Origin of the sequence: Halomonas sp. I1, assembly GCF_032334135.1 — a bacterium.
Taxonomy (GTDB): Bacteria; Pseudomonadota; Gammaproteobacteria; order Pseudomonadales; family Halomonadaceae; genus Halomonas.
The window spans coordinates 15,713-31,462 of sequence record NZ_JAVXUS010000018.1 but is presented as its reverse complement, the minus strand read 5'-3'; the positions used below and the strand labels follow the sequence as shown (position 1 = coordinate 31,462).

Sequence of the window (15,750 nt, the reverse complement as noted above, 5' to 3'; positions counted from 1 at the left end):
TTGATTCCTCAACCGTGGGCCCGCGCCGGTGTCATGCCGACGGGGCGATGATAGACCAGATGACGGCCAGGGCGGGCGAAGCCGACCAGCAACAGGCCCGCCGCTTCGGCCTGTGTCACCGCCAGGCTGGTAGCCGCCGAGACAGCGACCAGGGCACCGATGCCGACGCTGGCACACTTGTGCACCATCTCGTAGCTGGCTCGACTGGAAACCAGCGCGAAGCCGGCCTGGCGATCGGTGCCATGGCGGGACAGGGCGCCGATCATCTTGTCCAGGGCGTTGTGGCGTCCGACATCCTCGCGCGTGATGAGGATGTCACCGTTCAGGTCGCACCAGGCGGCACCATGGCTGGCCCCGGTGGCGGCCTGAATCGGCTGGTGCTCGCGCAGTCGCGACAGGGCGTGCTGGATGACGTCGTCGCCCGGGGCGGGAGCGGTGACCGACGGGATCGGTCGGATGGCCTGTTCCAGCGATTCGGTGCCACACAGGCCGCAGCCGGTCTTGCCCGACAGGCTGCGACGGCGCTGACGCAGCTCCGCCATGCGCTGGCTGGCGATCTCCAGGTGCAGGGCGATGCCATCCGCTTCGTGACGTACCTCGACATCGTAGAGCTCGTGGGGGTGCTCGAGGATGCCTTCGGTCAGGCTGAAGCCGAGTGCGAAGTCCTCGAGGTCGCCGGGGCTGGCCATCATTACCGCATGCGAAATGCCGTTGTAGACCAGGGCAACGGGGGTCTCCAGGGTCAGGTCGTCGTCACGGACGATGGCATTCCAGGCCGGCCCCCGGTGTTCTTCCACCGGAAGCCGGGCCGCGCATTCGACTGCATCCGTCACGGTGCCACTCCATGTGCGACGGGTTCCCTGGCCGCCTCGAGGAACTGGCGCTGTTCGCGATCGAAGTCGTCAAACCGCTGCTGCCAGGCCGAGGGTCGACTGACCTTCTCCACCTGCACCGCCGTGACCTTGTACTCGGGGCAGTTGGTGGCCCAGTCGGAGCTGTCGGTGGTGATCACATTGGCACCGCTGGCAGGATGGTGGAAGGTGGTGTAGACCACGCCGGGCTGCATTCGCTCGCTGAGGTGTGCGCGCAGCACGGTCTTGCCGGAGCGGCTGGTGATCCCCAACCAGTCGCCGTCGTCGATGCCGCGCATCTCGGCGTCGGAAGGATGGATTTCCAGAATATCCTCGTCGTGCCAGACCTGATTGTCGGTGCGCCGGGTCTGGGCACCGACATTGTACTGGGAAAGGATGCGTCCCGTGGTCAACAGCAGCGGGAAGCGGCGATTGGCGCGTTCCTCGGTTGCCACGTACTCGGTGATCGCGAAGCGACCCAGGCCGATCGGGAAGTCGAACTCGTGCATGGTCGGCGTGCCGTCGGGGTGCTCGGCGTTGCAGGGCCACTGCAGGCTACCGAGTCGGTCGAGCTTGTCATAGTTGACGCCGGTGAAGGTCGGCGTCAACTGGGCGATCTCGTCCATGATCTCGGCGGGGTGACGATATTCCATCGGATAGCCCAGGGCGCGCGCCAGATCGACGGTGACTTCCCAGTCTTCCTTGCCGGCGCGCGGCGGCATGACCTTGCGCACCCGGTTGATGCGTCGCTCGGCATTGGTGAAGGTGCCGTTCTTCTCCAGGAAGCTGGAGCCGGGCAGCAGTACATGAGCGTACTTGGCGGTCTCGTTGAGGAAGATGTCCTGTACGATCAGGCAGTCCAGCGAGGTCAGTGCCGCCTCGACATGCTGGGTGTTGGGGTCCGACTGGGCGATGTCCTCGCCCTGGACATAGAGTGCCTTGAAGGTGCCTTCGATAGCCGCGTCGAACATGTTGGGGATGCGCAGACCGGGCTCGTCGTCGAGCTGCACGCCCCAGAGTTCCTCGAACCGACCGCGTGCCGTGGCGTCGGCCACATGCTGATAGCCGGGCAGTTCATGGGGGAAGGAGCCCATGTCGCAGGAGCCCTGGACATTGTTCTGGCCGCGCAGCGGGTTGACCCCGACGCCTTCACGGCCAATGTTGCCGGTGGCCATGGCGAGATTGGCGATGCCCATGACCATGGTGGAACCCTGGCTGTGTTCGGTGACACCCAGGCCATAGTAGATGGCGCCGTTGGGGGCCTTCGCGTAGGTGCGTGCGGCCTGGCGGACGGCCTCGGGCGACACGCCGGTGACCGACTCGACGGCTTCGGGGGAGTGGCGCGATTCGCTGATGAAGTCTCGCCAGGCCTGGTAAGCCTCGCCATCGCAACGCTTGGCGATGAAGTCGTGATCCTCGAGTCCCTCCGTGACCACGACGTGTGCCAGGGCGTTGACCAGGGCCACGTTGGTTCCCGGGCGCAGCGGCAGGTGCTGGGCATCGCTGCGGTGCGGGGTGTCGAGCAGGTCGATGTGGCGCGGGTCGGCGACGATCAGGCTGGCGCCCTCACGTAGCCGGCGGCGCATCTGAGAGGCGAACACCGGGTGGGCATCGGTGGGGTTGGCACCGATGACGATGATGGCATCGGACTTCATCACCGAGTCGAAGGTCTGGGTGCCGGCGGACTCGCCGAGGGTGGTCTTGAGGCCATAGCCGGTCGGCGAATGACAGACCCGGGCGCAGGTATCGGTGTTGTTGTTGCCGAAGGCAGCGCGAATCAGCTTCTGTACCAGATAGGTTTCCTCGTTGGTACAGCGCGAGGAGGTGATGCCGCCGATGCTTTCGCGACCATACTTCGCCTGGGTGGCCTTGAGGCGTTCGGCGGCGAAGCCGATGGCTTCCTCCCAGCCAACTTCACGCCAGGGCTGATCGATGGAATCGCGGATCATCGGCGTGGTCAGGCGATCCTGGTGGGTCGCGTAGCCGAAGGCGAAGCGCCCCTTGACGCAGGAATGGCCGTGATTGGCGTCACCGCCCTTGTAGGGCACCATGCGCACCAGCTGGTCGCCCTTCATCTGGGCCTCGAAGGAACAGCCCACGCCACAGTAGGCACAGGTGGTGATGACGCTGTGCTCCGGCACGCCCTGGTCGACCACGCTCTTTTCCATCAGCGTCGCTGTCGGACAGGCCTGGACACAGGCGCCGCAGGACACGCACTCGGAGTCCATGAAGTCTTCCATCTGTCCTGGCGAGACCTTGGAGTCGAAGCCTCGGCCGTCGATGGTCAGCGCGAAGGTACCCTGGACCTCCTCGCAGGCGCGCACGCAGCGCGAGCAGACGATGCACTTGCTGGGGTCGAAGCTGAAGTAGGGGTTGGAGTTGTCCTTCTCGGCGGACAGGTGATTTTCACCCTCGAAGCCGTAGCGTACCTCACGCAGGCCCACGGCGCCGGCCACGTCCTGAAGCTCGCAATCGCCATTGGCCGGACAGGTCAGGCAGTCCAGCGGGTGGTCGGAGATGTAGAGCTCCATGACATTGCGGCGCAGCCTGGCCAGCTTGGTGTTCTGGGTGGTTACCTGCATACCGGCTTCCACCGGGGTGGTACAGGCGGCCGGGTAGCCACGCTTGCCCTCTACCTGCACTGCGCACAGCCGGCAGGAGCCGAAGGCCTCGAGGTTGTCGCTGGCACACAGCTTGGGAATATTGATATCGGCCAGTGCCGCTGCCCGCAGCACCGAGGTGCCTTCGGGCACGCTGATTTCAAAACCGTCGATTTCCAGACTGACATGGTTCTCCGAAAGCCTGGCGGGGGTGCCCAGGTCTTTCGAGAAAGCATCCTTGTGGGGGTCGTAATAGCCGATCATGGCGATCTCTCCCTCAGCGCTCAACGCTGCAGGTCGTCGGGGAAGTGGGTCATCACGCTCTTTACCGGGAAGGGGGTCATGCCGCCCATGGCGCACAGCGAGCCGTCCTCCATGGTTTCGCAGAGTTCGTCGAGCAACTCCAGGTTGGCGTCGCGGTCCTGGTCGGCAAGGATACGGTCGATGACCTCCACGCCGCGGGTCGAGCCGATACGGCAGGGCGTGCACTTGCCGCAGGATTCCACCTTGCAGAATTCCATCGAGAAGCGTGCCTGTTGTGCCATGTCGACGGTGTCGTCGAACATCACCACGCCGCCGTGACCGATACCCGCACCGACGCCGGCGAAGGTCTCGTAGTCCAGCGGCATGTCCCATTGGCTTTCGGGCAGATAGGCGCACAGCGGGCCGCCGACCTGTACCGCCCGCAGCGGACGTTCGGTGAAGGTGCCGCCGCCGAAGTCTTCCATCAGCTCGCGCAGGGTGGTGCCGAAGGCGAGTTCGACCAGGCCGCCACGCTTGACGTTACCGGCCAGCTGCAGCGCCAGGGTGCCGCGCGAACGCCCCATGCCGTAGTCGGCGTAGGCCTGCCCGCCATGGGCGAGGATATAGGGAATCGCCGCCAGGGAGAGCACGTTGTTGACCACGGTGGGGCGCCCGAACAGCCCCTCGATGGCCGGCAGCGGCGGCTTGTAGCGCACCATGCCGCGCTTGCCCTCGAGGCTCTCCAGCAGAGAGGTTTCCTCGCCGCAGATATAGGCGCCGGCACCGAGGCGTACCTCGAGGTCGAAGCGCCGGCCGCTGCCGCGAATGTCGGCGCCCAGATAGCCGGCCTGCTCGGCCCGCTCGATGGCCTCATCGAGAATGCGGTGGGCCAGGGGGTACTCTGAGCGCAAATAGATATAGCCCTGGGTGGCGCCGACGGCGAGGCCGGCGATGGCCATGCCTTCGATCAGCATGTAGGGGTCGCATTCCATCGCCAGGCGGTCGGCGAAGGTCCCCGAGTCGCCCTCGTCGGCATTGCAGACGATGTACTTCTGATCGCTCGGGGTGTCGTGCACGGTCTGCCATTTGATGCCGGTGGGGAAGGCAGCGCCGCCTCGGCCGCGCAAGCCGGACGTCTTGACCTCGTCGACGATGGCCTGGGTGTCGAGGGTCAGCGCGGTTTCCAGGCCGTGAAAGCCGTCATGGGCCAGATAGTCGGCAATCGAGAGCGGGTCGGTGACGCCGATCCGGGCGAAGGTCAGTCGCTGCTGGTGAGCCAGATAAGGAATCGCCTCGGTGAGGCCCTGGGCCAGCGGGTGCTCGGCCGTGCCTTCCAGAAGGCCGGCATCGAGCAGGTCGGCGACATCCTCCACGGCGACCGGGCCGTAGGCCATTCGCCCGGCTTCTGTCTCGACCTCGATCAGGGGTTCCAACCAGGCCAGCCCCCGGGAGCCGTTGCGAGTCAGCGTGATCTCGAGACCTCGGGCATCGGCCTCGGCCGTCAGCCGGTCGGCCACCTCGTCGGCGCCCATTGCCTGTGCCGTGGTGTCGCGGGGAACGAAGACGCGAACCATCATTTCACCTCCAGTGGAGCGGTGCGCAGGTCATCGACCAGACGATCGAAGGTTTCCGGGGTGACGCGGCCGTGTACCCGGTCGTCCACGCATACCGAGGGGCCGCAGGCACAGTTGCCCAGGCAATAGACGGCCTCGAGGGTGATTTCCTGATCGCGGGTCGTCTGGTGGTAGTCGACCTCGAGGCTGGCCTTGGCATGGGCTTCCAGGGCGCGCGCGCCCACCGCCTGGCATGCCTCGGCGCGGCAGATGCGGACCACGTGGCTACCCGGTCGGGCCGTGCGGAAATGGTGGTAGAAGCTGATCACGCCATGGACCTCGGCGCGGGTCAGGCCCAGGGATTCGGCGATGATCGGTACGGCGGCGTCGGGAATGAAGCCGACGCGGTCCTGGATCGCGTGGAGAATCGGCAGCAGGGCACCGGGCTTGTCCTTCAGGGCGTCGACTTCGTCCTGAATCAGCGGCGGCGTCCACTCGGCGGGAGCGCTCATCGGGCATCACCTGATTGTTGTCGTCTATATAGGCACGCAGGTTCATATTATGGAAAGTCGGCGTGCGTCACGGTTGCTTTAAAGCTAGCATTGGTCTGTCAATCACAAAATATGAAACTTGCTTCATATGAAACGCATACGCATCACGCCGGCCTGGTATTTCAGCGACGAGGCGGGCAATCAGCTCGACCCGCAGCTATTCGTGTTGCTCGAAGGGGTACACCGGCACGGCAAGTTGACCGAGGCGGCGAAGATGGCCGGGGTATCCTATCGGCATGCCTGGAATCTGCTCGGCAAGTGGCAGGAGTTCTTCGGCATCAGTCTGGTCGAACTGCAGCGTGGTCGCGGTGCCCACCTATCGCCACTCGGCGAGAAACTGCTGTGGGCGGAGCAGCGGGTGATCGCCCGCCTGGGGCCGCAACTGGAGAGCCTTGGCTCGGAACTCAACCTGGCCATCCAGCAGACCCTCGAAGGCGTGAAGCCCGTGCTGCGTCTGCATGCCAGCCATGGCTATGCGGTGGAGTTGCTGCCGGACTTTCTCGATGAACTGCGCCTGGATCTGCAGTACTGCAGTCCTCGGGAGGCCCTGATCGCCCTGAATCGCGGTGCCTGTGACCTGGCCGGCTTCCATCTGCCCCAGGGGCCGGTCGGCGAACGCCTGGCACGAGATTACCGGTCCCTGCTGAAGCCGCGCAGCCATCGCGTACTGCGATTCATCACCCGGCGTCAGGGGCTGATGATCGCCCCGGATAATCCATGCGGTATCCGAACGCTGGAAGACTTGACCCGAGGCGAGGCGCGCTTCATCAATCGGCAATCCGCTTCCGGTACGCGTGCCCTTCTCGATGGGCTGCTGCGAGCCGAGGGTCTGTCGTCTCGACGCATTCGTGGCTATGAGCTGGAGGAATACACTCACTCGGCGGTGGCCGCCTACATCGCTGCCGGCATGGCCGATGCGGGCTTCGGGGTGGAAACGGCGGCAAGGCGTTTCGGACTCGATTTCGTTCCACTGGCCAGCGAAGACTATCTGTTGCTGTGCCATCGCCGCAGCCTGGCCGAGCCGAGGCTGCAAGGCTTTCTGGAAATGCTGGCCGGTCAGGCGTTCCAGGAGGCTGTCCTGGCATTGCCGGGTTATTCGTTGAATCGGTGCGGTGAGGTCGAAGGAATCGAAGCGCTGGTCGCGGGGTAACGTCGGCCACGCCCGGGGAAGGGCGCGGCCGGCAAGGGTTCAAGCCATGGCGTACCCGAGCGCCAGGAAGCCGCCGGCGGTGATCAGGGCACCGATCAGCGCGTAGGGGAGCTGGGTGAGGCCGTGCTGCATCGGCAGACAGCCGCTGCCCTGTGAGGACAGTACCGAGGAATCGGAGAAGAAGCAGGCGTGGCTGCCAAAGCTCGAGGCCGACAGCAGCGCACCGACGACCAGCGGCATCGAGGCGTCCATGTGCTGGGCCATGGGCACCACGATGGGAATCGAGATCACGAACACGCCCCAGGAGGAGCCGGTGGCGAACACCACAACGGCCATGGAGGCGAACACCAGGGCGGGCAGTAGCGCCGGCGTCAGGTAGGGCGCGAGGGCATCGATCATGAACGGGGTCATGCCGAGCTGGTCGTTGACCTCGCGCAGCACGAAGCCCACGGCGACGATGGCCAGCGGCAGCATCATGGTGCGGAAGCCGTCCATGATGCCGTCCATCAGGCTGGCGAAGGTGGCCAGGCGCTGAACGAGATAGAGCACCAGGGTGAACAGGGTGGCGACCATCACGCCCTTGAGCAGGTCGATCTCGAAGTAGGCGCTGGCGCCGATCAACACCGCCATGGGGGCGAGGAAGTTGAACACGCCGCGCCACGGGGATTGAGTGGGCGTCGTCTCGTCCAGTGTCGCGTCCGGGGCGCCGTCGGGGATCGGCTGGCCGGCCCGGGCGCGGGCCTCGGCGGCCTTCATCGGGCCCAGGTCGGGCAGCTTGCCGCTGGCCACCAGCACCACCAGGCCCATGGCCACCCAGCCGTAGAGCATGAAGGGGATCGAGGCGATGTAGAGGCCCATGCCCGGGCCTTCGGTGGCACCGTTGGTCTCCAGCAGCTCGGCGAAGTACACCGCCCAGGTGGAGATCGGAACCAGGATACAGATCGGCGCCGCGGTGGAGTCGACGATGTAGGCCAGCTTTTCGCGGGAGACGCCGAAGCGATCGGTGAGGCGCTTCATGGCCGCCGAGGTGGCCAGGGCGTTGAGATAGTCGTCGATGAAAATAAGCACGCCCAGCACGGCGGTGCTGAGCATCGACTGGCGCCGCGTCTTGACCAGCCGGGTCATGAAGTGACTGAAGCTCAGGGTGCAGCCGGATTTCTCGAGCATGGCGATGAAGCCGCCCATCAGGCCGCAGACCAGGATCAGCCAGGCGATGGTCTCGTTGGTCATCACCGACAGCGAGATGTCGGCCAGCTCGCCGACGAAGTCCTCCGGCTGCAGCATGATCAGCCCGGACAGCGCGCCGATGGCCAACGCCTCCAGGGTGCGGTGGGTGGCGATGGCCACCACCAGCACGATCAGCGAGGGTATCAGGCTGGCCCAACCGTAGTCGCTGCCCGGCTCGTGGGTCAGCGTCAGGCCGCCGACCGTGGCCAGCACGGCGAGCACCAGCAGCAGGGTTCGACCGGTGCCGTCGCGAGCCGGCAGCGAGGGCGAGAAGGGATGGGACGAGGGTTGGGGAGCACTCATGGCGACCTCCGTTGGTGATGTTGTGAGGTACGGCCGGCCCGCAGGGGGCCTCGGGTCGTGGATTGTTATTGGAGTCCCTGGCGCAGGCACGCCGGGGCCCTGCGGGTGGCCCTTGGGCCACCCGCGGTCGATGTTCTCGGCATGGGCTTGACGTTGTCCGCGATGTCGACGTTCAACGGCCGGTGGCGGGCCGGCCTAGCGGTGTCGATCGCGGCCTAGACGTGGCGCAGGTACCAGTCGTACTCCATCTTGCTGATGGACTGCATGGCCTGGTCACGCTCGGCACGGCGGTTGGTGAGGAAGACGCGCAGGAAATCGGCGCCCAATGCCTCGGTGAGCGTCTCGTCGTGTTCCAGCAGGTCGAGGGCCTGGCGCCAGCTGTTGGTCAGGCTGGGGGCGACCTGGTCATAGGCATTTCCTGTGATCGACGGTGGCGGCGTCAGGTGATGGCGGAGGCCGTGGTCGATGGCCGCGAGCAACGTCGCCATCAATAGATAGGGATTGACGTCGGCACCGGCGACGCGGTGCTCGATGCGTCGCGCTCGGTTGTCCCCGGAAGGGATACGGACGGCCACCGAGCGATTGTCGTAGCCCCAGGTCGGTGCCATTGGGACATAGAGGCCCGGCTGGAATCGCTTGAAGGCATTGAGGTTGGGAGCCAGCAACCCCATCGAGGCGGGCATGGTATCGAGCAGGCCGGCCACCGCGCTCTGGAGTTCGGGAGTGCCCAGCGGGTCGCCGTCCTCGGCGGCGAAGACGTTGCGGCCGGCCTCGTCCAGCAGGCTGATGTGTACATGAGTGCCATTACCGGCCTCGTCGCCGTAGAGCTTGGCCATGAAGGTGGCTTCGAAGCCGTGCTGCAGGGCAACCCCCTTGATCAGACGCTTGAGCAGCACGGCGCTGTCGCAGGCGGCGAGGGCGTCGTCGCAATGGAGGAGGTTGATCTCGAACTGTCCCGGGGCGCACTCCTTCAGGGCGGTGTCCAGGGGCAGTCCCTGGCTCTGGGCGGCGTCGTGGATCGCCTCGAGGAAGTCGGCGTATTCATCGAGCTCGTTGATCGAGTAGAGCTGGCTCTGGGTCGCGCGCTCTCCGCTGATCGGGGAGAGCGGAGGCTGGATCATGCCCAGGGCGTCCCGCTGACGGTCGACCAGGTAGAACTCCAGCTCCACCGCCACGACCGGCGTCAGTCCGGCTCGCCGGAAGCGTTCCAGTACACGGTCGAGCACCTGACGGGGATCCGCGAAGAAGGGGCTGCCGTCGGCTTCCTCCATGGTCATCAGCAACTGGGCCTGCCGCCCGTCGCGTAGCCAGGGACTCGGCATCAGGGTACCCGGCACGGGACGGCAGACCCGGTCGCTGTCGCCGCTGTCCAGCCCCAGGCCGGTCTCTTCCACGGTGTTGCCGTGAATGTCCAGGGCGAATACCGAAGCGGGAAGGTTGACGCCGTCGCGGTAGACCTTCTCGAGATTGTCCCGGGGAATGCGCTTGCCGCGCAGCACACCGTTGAGGTCGCTGATCAGGAGGTCGACGCTGGCGACGTCGGGGTGGCGCTCGAGAAAGCCCTGGGCTTCGTCGACGGGATTGGGTGACATGGTGGCACCTGTTGGAGTCTGGTTGTTGATGATGGTGTCATCTTTGAATCAACTCTTCGTGTTGTCAAATTTTTTACGTCATATCGTTTCCTGTCGCTTTTCATCTCTCGCGATTTCTGGAGATTTCCATGAAAATCAAATGCATATTAATGGAAAGGCGGCGCTTTTTAGGTCGAGAGTTGGCAAGCGTCGCCAACCTGTGTATGTTGATTAAAACATAACAAGCATGATCTCGATTCGATCTAAGGAGGCTGCCATGCCGACTCGCCCCCTGGTAGGCGTGATCGCCTGTCGTCGTGAGGTGGAAGGCCATCCGTCGCACATGGTCACCGACAAGTACCTGAGTGCCCTGCGCGACTACGGGCTTGCGCCGGTGATGCTGCCGGTCTGGGAAGATATCGCGCCGGCGGAGGTCGCTGCCCTGGTATCACGGCTCGATGGCCTGATGCTGACCGGCAGTCACACCAATGTGGCTCCGCAGCGCTACGGGGCCCAGCGGGCCCCGGAGAACACCCGAGCGGATCGTGATCGCGATGCATTGGCCCTGGCCCTGGTGTCGGTGGCGCTGGAACGGCGTTTACCCTTGCTGGGCATCTGTCGGGGGTTCCAGGAGATCAATGTGGCGCTCGGCGGCAGCCTGTACCAGGCAGTGCAGAACCAGCCCGGCAAGCTTGACCACCGAGAGCCCGAGGGTGACAAGGCGACGCGTTATGCGCCGGTGCATGATCTGGAAATCCGCCCGGGCGGAGCCTTGTCGCGGTTGTTCGGGGCGTCCCGCTCGCGGGTCAACTCACTGCACCAGCAAGGGATCGATCGGTTGGCCGAGGGGCTGACGACCGAGGCAGTGGCACCCGATGGTCTGGTCGAGGCGGTGTCGGTGACCGGTGCCGAGGGGTTCACCCTGGCGGTGCAGTGGCACCCCGAGTGGCAGCCCCGGGAGCACCCGCTCCATGACGCCATCTTCCGCGGCTTCGCCCAGGCCTGTGACACATATCGGCAGCGGCTGGTCGAGGGTGCCCTCAGCGACGAGTAGAGAGCCCTCAGCGATGAGTAGAGAGCCTTCAACAATGGAGGGCTTTCAGCGAATGGAGAAAATCAGCATGCAGACCGAGGAATATCAGCGCCGGGATCGCGACCATCACCTGCATCCGTTCACCGACTTCAAGGCGCTGGGTGAAGAAGGCTGCCGTGTCGTCACCCATGCCGAGGGGGTCTACATCCACGACAGCGAGGGTAACCGCATTCTCGATGGCATGGCAGGGTTGTGGTGCGTGAATCTCGGCTATGGTCGTCGTGAACTGGTCGAGGCGGCGACCGCTCAGCTCGAGCAGCTGCCTTACTACAATACCTTCTTCAAGACCACCCATCCGCCGGTGCTGCGCCTGGCCGACAAGCTCTGCGAGCTCGCGCCGGCGCACATCAATCACGTCTTCTTCACGGGGTCGGGCTCCGAGGCCAACGACACCGTACTGCGTATGGTACGGCGCTACTGGGCACTCAAGGGCCAGCCCGACAAGCGCTGGATCATCGGCCGCGAAAACGGCTATCACGGTTCCACCTTGGCTGGCATGAGCCTCGGCGGCATGGCGCCCATGCACGGCCAGGGCGGTCCCTGCGTGCCCGAGATCGCTCATGTCGCGCAGCCCTACTGGTTTGGTGAAGGGCGCGACCTGTCGCCGGAGGCCTTCGGCCGCCAGTGTGCCGCCGCATTGGAAGACAAGATCCTCGAGCTCGGCGAGGAAAACGTGGCCGCCTTCATCGCCGAGCCGGTGCAGGGCGCTGGCGGCGCCATCATGCCGCCGGCGAGCTACTGGCCGGCGGTCAAGGCGGTGTTGGCCAAGTACGATATCCTGCTGGTCGCCGACGAGGTGATCTGCGGCTTCGGCCGCCTCGGTGAATGGTTCGGCAGCCAGCACTTCGGCCTCGAGCCGGACCTGATGCCGATCGCCAAGGGGCTTTCCTCGGGCTACCTGCCGATCGGCGGCGTGCTGGTCGGCGACCGGGTGGCCGACACCCTGATCGAGGAGGGCAGCGAGTTCTTCCACGGCTTTACCTATTCGGGGCATCCCACCTGTGCCGCCGTGGCGCTCAGGAACCTGGAGTTGCTCGAGGCCGAGGGCGTGGTGGATCGCGTCCGCGATGATCTCGGCCCCTATCTGGCCGAGCGCTGGACCAGCCTGGCCGATCATCCCATCGTCGGTGAGGCACGCTCCCTGGGCCTGATGGGGGCCCTGGAGCTGGTCGCCGACCAGGGAACCGGTATGCGCTTCGACAAGCCGCTCGGTGCCGGCAACCTGTGCCGCGACCTGTGCTTCGAGGCCGGATTGGTGATGCGTTCGGTGGGCGATACCATGATCATCTCGCCGCCCCTGGTGATTACCCACGACGAGATCGATGAACTGGTGCGCCTGGCCCGCCGGGCGCTCGACGAGACGGCACGGCGCCTGGCCGAGCATGTGGTGACCGACGACGCCCCACGAGAGGAGATTCGCGCATGAGCCCCACCCCGATGACCCGCGACGACTGGCAGGCGCTGGCCGAGCACTTGACGGCCGAAAAGGGTCTCGAGACCCGCGCTTATATCGACGACGCCTTCGTCGACGCTGCCGATGGCGCGACCCTGACCACGATCAACCCGGCCACTGGCGAGACGCTCGCCGAGGTGGCGAGCTGCGACGCCGCCGATGCCGAGGCGGCGGTATCGGTGGCCCGACGCGCCTTCGAGGGCGGCGCGTGGTCGCGACGGGCGCCGGGTGAGCGCAAGGCCGTGCTGCTTCGCCTGGCCGAGCTGATGGAGGCCAACAAGCACGAGCTGGCACTGCTCGATACCCTGGACATGGGCAAGCCGGTGAATAGTTCGCTGGGCGACATGGCCGGTGCCATCGGCTGCATTCGTCACCATGCCGAGTCCATCGACAAGCTCTACGGCGAAGTCGCGCCCACCGGCGAGGAAAGCCTGGGCCTGGTGCTGCGCGAACCGCTGGGTGTGGTGGCCTCCATCGTACCGTGGAACTTTCCGCTGATGATGACCGCCTGGAAGATCGCCCCGGCCCTGGCCGCCGGCAACAGCGTCATCCTCAAACCCTCGGAGAAGTCGCCGCTGTCGGCGCTGCGTCTGGCGCAACTGGTCCGCGAGGCCGGCCTGCCGCGGGGCGTTTTCCAGGTGTTGCCGGGCTTCGGCCACACCGTGGGCAAGGCGCTGGCGCTGTCGATGGACGTCGATTGCCTGGCCTTCACCGGCTCCACTGGCGTCGGCAAGCAGCTGATGCAGTACGCCGGCCAGTCGAACCTCAAGAAGGTGTTCCTGGAGTGCGGTGGCAAGAGCCCGAATCTGGTGTTCGCCGACTGCAAGGACCTGGACCGGGTGGCCGAGCACGCCGCGGGGGCGATCTTCCACAACCAGGGCGAGGTGTGCATCGCCGGCTCGCGGTTGCTGGTCGAGAATTCGATCCGCGAGGCCTTCGTCGACAAGGTGCTGGCCGCCGCCGAGCGCATGCAGCCCGGCGACCCGCTGGACCCCGAGAGTTTCATGGGCGCGATCGTCGATGACACCCAGCATGCTCGCATTCTCGAGTACATTCGCCGCGGTGTGGCGGAGGGCGCGACCCTGCGCACCGGTGGCCAGGCGCTGGGTGGCGAGGGGCCGAATGGCAAAGGCCTGTTCATCGGCCCGACGGTGTTCGACGGCGTCACCGACGCCATGGCCATCGGCCGCGAGGAGATCTTCGGCCCGGTGCTGTCGGTGTTCGGCTTCGACAGCGAGGACGAGGCCGTGCGGCTCGCCAACGACAGTGACTACGGCCTGGCGGCCGGTCTGTGGAGCCAGGACATCGACCGCATCATGCGCGTCACCCGCCGGCTGCGCTCGGGCCAGGTGTTCGTCAACAACTGGGCGGACATGGACCAGACGGTGCCCTTCGGCGGCGTCAAGCAGTCGGGCAACGGCCGCGACAAGTCCCACCACTCGCTGGAGGAGTACTCCGATCTGAAGAGTGTATGGATGACGCTGACAGCGTGAGGCGTGAGGCGTGAGGCGTGAGGCGTGAGGCGTGAGGCGTGAGGCGTGAGGCGTGAGGGGGAAAGTGCCCCAGCGCAAGCGGAACAAGGCCGGCCGCGGCGAACTGCGGTCGGCCTTTTCGTGCTGGGGTCAGGAAGCCGTCTGCTTGTCGGCGCGGCGCTTGGCGACCGACTCGCCGGCGACGCCGAAGTCCTGGGTGGCGACGTCGGAAAGCAGGATGCGCACGCTCTCCGGCGTGCAGTCGATGGACTCGACGCAGGCGGCGGTGACCTTCTCGATCAGTGCTTCCTTCTGGGCGTCGCTGCGACCTTCGATCAGTTGGATATTGACGATCGGCATGAGGCTTGCTCCTTTTTTGGAAAAAGTTTCCAAATAATCCCATCGCTGCGGAAGGCTGTCAAAGCAAGGCGGATGAGCGACTAGGCCGGCGGACCGGCCTGTTGCGCTGGTATGGCGGGCAACGGGGTGGGATCAAAAGCTGCGGGCGGGAGTCGCGCAGCTGACCAGCCGACAGGCAACGTCGCCGATGTTGCGGAAGCGATGAGGCACGTTGGTGTCGAAGTAGTACGCCTCGCCGGCACCCAGCACGCGGGTCTCGGCGCCGATGGTGATTTCGATCTCGCCTTCCAGCACCACGCCGGCTTCCTCGCCCTGGTGGGCGATCATTTCGCGACCGGTGTCGGCGCCCGGCGGGTAGGTCTCGACCATGAAGCCCAGAGCACGGCTGGCGCGGTTGGCACCGACCAGCTTGTAGACGACATCTCCGCTGCCGACATCGGCGAGCTCTTCCGCCGAATAGAACACCTGATCGCGACTCTCCAGGTCCATGGTGAAGAAGTCGCCGACGCTCATTGGGATGGCGTCGAGGATCTTCTTCAGGGAGCTCACCGAGGGGCTGACCTTGCCCTGCTCGATCAGTGACAGGCTGGAATGGGTCACGCCGCAGCGCTTGGCCAGTTCCCGTTGCGAGATGTCACGAAGGTTGCGAAGGGCGCGCAGTCGCGCGCCGACATCGTCGGCCATGGTGTCTTCCTCGATTGTCATCTCAGTCATGTTGCAGGCAACTGATCGTGTTCGTGTGATGAGTGGTAGGTGTCAGCGGCGAACCCCCTGGAGTATCCAGGCATCGCGAGGGATCGGAGCGCCATGGCCGTGCAGCACGCGCAACCCGCCGGTCCCCTCCATGACGACGGCCTGCACGCTCCGGGGGTTGATGACGTTGGCGGCTCGCATGGCCGTGCGCAGGTCGTCCTCGGTGACCCGGGCGCAGTCCATGTTATCCCAGAGAATCTCGCCGCCTTCCTGCATCAGAAGAATGGGCGGCGAGTCGATGGCGCGACGCACGGCATCGCGACGCCGTCGCCAGCCGGAGACCAGTACCTGCAGGCCGTAGAGGGTAGTGAGCCCGATGGCACCGGGCAGCAGCGCCTTGGGACCGGTCACCACCGTGGAGGCCATGATCGAGCCGATGGCGATGGTGGCAGCGATGTCGAAGGACGAAAGCTGGGCAAAGCTGCGCACACCGCAGATCTTGGCGAGAACCAGAATGAGCAGGTACATCGCAAGCGCCATGCCCATGGTCTGCAGTATGTCGATCACGGCCGGCGGCAGGGCGCTTGTCATGAAGCCTCCATGAACGGCGACTCGTTGGTCGCCGTACGA

At 65.5% G+C, this 15,750-nt stretch carries 13 protein-coding genes; 4 read left to right on the top strand and 9 right to left on the bottom strand.

Annotated features, from left to right (window positions below; genetic code table 11):
- Nucleotides 1-8 precede the first annotated feature (8 nt).
- From fdhD to RSO41_RS15625, 4 genes are read right to left on the bottom strand one after another with little or no spacing between them, the layout of a single operon-like run.
- A complete protein-coding gene (gene fdhD / locus RSO41_RS15640) occupies nucleotides 9-833 on the bottom strand; it encodes a formate dehydrogenase accessory sulfurtransferase FdhD (RefSeq protein ID WP_315620124.1) in 825 nt (274 codons plus the stop codon).
- On the bottom strand, nucleotides 830-3,715 hold the full coding sequence (gene fdhF / locus RSO41_RS15635) for a formate dehydrogenase subunit alpha (RefSeq protein WP_315620123.1): 2,886 nt from the start codon (nucleotides 3,713-3,715) through the stop codon (nucleotides 830-832). Before fdhF ends, fdhD begins: the two co-directional genes overlap by 4 nt.
- Before the next feature lie 20 nt (nucleotides 3,716-3,735).
- Nucleotides 3,736-5,271, bottom strand: a complete 1,536-nt coding sequence (locus RSO41_RS15630) for a formate dehydrogenase beta subunit (RefSeq protein WP_315620122.1) — start codon at nucleotides 5,269-5,271, stop codon at nucleotides 3,736-3,738.
- Nucleotides 5,268-5,759: a formate dehydrogenase subunit gamma gene (locus tag RSO41_RS15625; RefSeq protein ID WP_315620121.1), complete on the bottom strand. Its 492-nt coding sequence runs from the start codon at nucleotides 5,757-5,759 to the stop codon at nucleotides 5,268-5,270. The genes RSO41_RS15630 and RSO41_RS15625 overlap by 4 nt, the downstream gene beginning before the upstream one ends.
- 127 nt (nucleotides 5,760-5,886) lie before the next feature.
- Here RSO41_RS15625 and RSO41_RS15620 point away from each other — a divergent pair, with 127 nt between their 5' ends.
- Nucleotides 5,887-6,948 (top strand): substrate-binding domain-containing protein, encoded by a 1,062-nt coding sequence (locus tag RSO41_RS15620; RefSeq protein ID WP_315620120.1) that lies wholly within the window; start codon nucleotides 5,887-5,889, stop codon nucleotides 6,946-6,948.
- A 39-nt stretch (nucleotides 6,949-6,987) separates the two neighbouring features.
- On the opposite strand, the gene RSO41_RS15615 is transcribed toward RSO41_RS15620, so the two are convergent.
- Both RSO41_RS15615 and RSO41_RS15610 read right to left on the bottom strand, forming a co-directional pair.
- Nucleotides 6,988-8,478, bottom strand: a complete 1,491-nt coding sequence (locus RSO41_RS15615) for a Na+/H+ antiporter NhaC family protein (protein WP_315620119.1) — start codon at nucleotides 8,476-8,478, stop codon at nucleotides 6,988-6,990.
- 215 nt (nucleotides 8,479-8,693) lie between these two features.
- On the bottom strand, nucleotides 8,694-10,070 hold the full coding sequence (locus RSO41_RS15610; protein ID WP_315620118.1) for a glutamine synthetase family protein: 1,377 nt from the start codon (nucleotides 10,068-10,070) through the stop codon (nucleotides 8,694-8,696).
- A 256-nt stretch (nucleotides 10,071-10,326) separates the two neighbouring features.
- Between RSO41_RS15610 and RSO41_RS15605 the strand changes: the two genes are divergently transcribed.
- The 3 genes from RSO41_RS15605 to RSO41_RS15595 all read left to right on the top strand — a co-directional run bounded on the left by RSO41_RS15605 (nucleotide 10,327) and on the right by RSO41_RS15595 (nucleotide 14,088).
- Nucleotides 10,327-11,103, top strand: a complete 777-nt coding sequence (locus RSO41_RS15605) for a gamma-glutamyl-gamma-aminobutyrate hydrolase family protein (RefSeq protein ID WP_315620117.1) — start codon at nucleotides 10,327-10,329, stop codon at nucleotides 11,101-11,103.
- A gap of 67 nt (nucleotides 11,104-11,170) precedes the next feature.
- The gene (locus RSO41_RS15600) at nucleotides 11,171-12,568 is read left to right on the top strand and encodes an aspartate aminotransferase family protein (protein ID WP_315620116.1); all 1,398 of its coding nucleotides are present in this window, start codon (nucleotides 11,171-11,173) and stop codon (nucleotides 12,566-12,568) included.
- Nucleotides 12,565-14,088 carry an aldehyde dehydrogenase gene (locus tag RSO41_RS15595; RefSeq protein WP_315620115.1) on the top strand — a complete coding sequence of 508 codons (1,524 nt, stop codon included), beginning with the start codon at nucleotides 12,565-12,567 and terminating at the stop codon, nucleotides 14,086-14,088. The genes RSO41_RS15600 and RSO41_RS15595 overlap by 4 nt, the downstream gene beginning before the upstream one ends.
- A gap of 129 nt (nucleotides 14,089-14,217) precedes the next feature.
- On the opposite strand, the gene RSO41_RS15590 is transcribed toward RSO41_RS15595, so the two are convergent.
- The 3 genes from RSO41_RS15590 to RSO41_RS15580 all read right to left on the bottom strand — a co-directional run bounded on the left by RSO41_RS15590 (nucleotide 14,218) and on the right by RSO41_RS15580 (nucleotide 15,711).
- A complete protein-coding gene (locus RSO41_RS15590) occupies nucleotides 14,218-14,427 on the bottom strand; it encodes a 2-hydroxymuconate tautomerase (protein WP_315620114.1) in 210 nt (69 codons plus the stop codon).
- A gap of 132 nt (nucleotides 14,428-14,559) precedes the next feature.
- Nucleotides 14,560-15,111, bottom strand: a complete 552-nt coding sequence (locus RSO41_RS15585; RefSeq protein ID WP_315620162.1) for a cupin domain-containing protein — start codon at nucleotides 15,109-15,111, stop codon at nucleotides 14,560-14,562.
- Between the two features lie 72 nt (nucleotides 15,112-15,183).
- Nucleotides 15,184-15,711, bottom strand: coding sequence for a DUF421 domain-containing protein (locus RSO41_RS15580; protein WP_315620113.1), 528 nt, complete (start codon nucleotides 15,709-15,711; stop codon nucleotides 15,184-15,186).
- Nucleotides 15,712-15,750 lie beyond the last annotated feature (39 nt).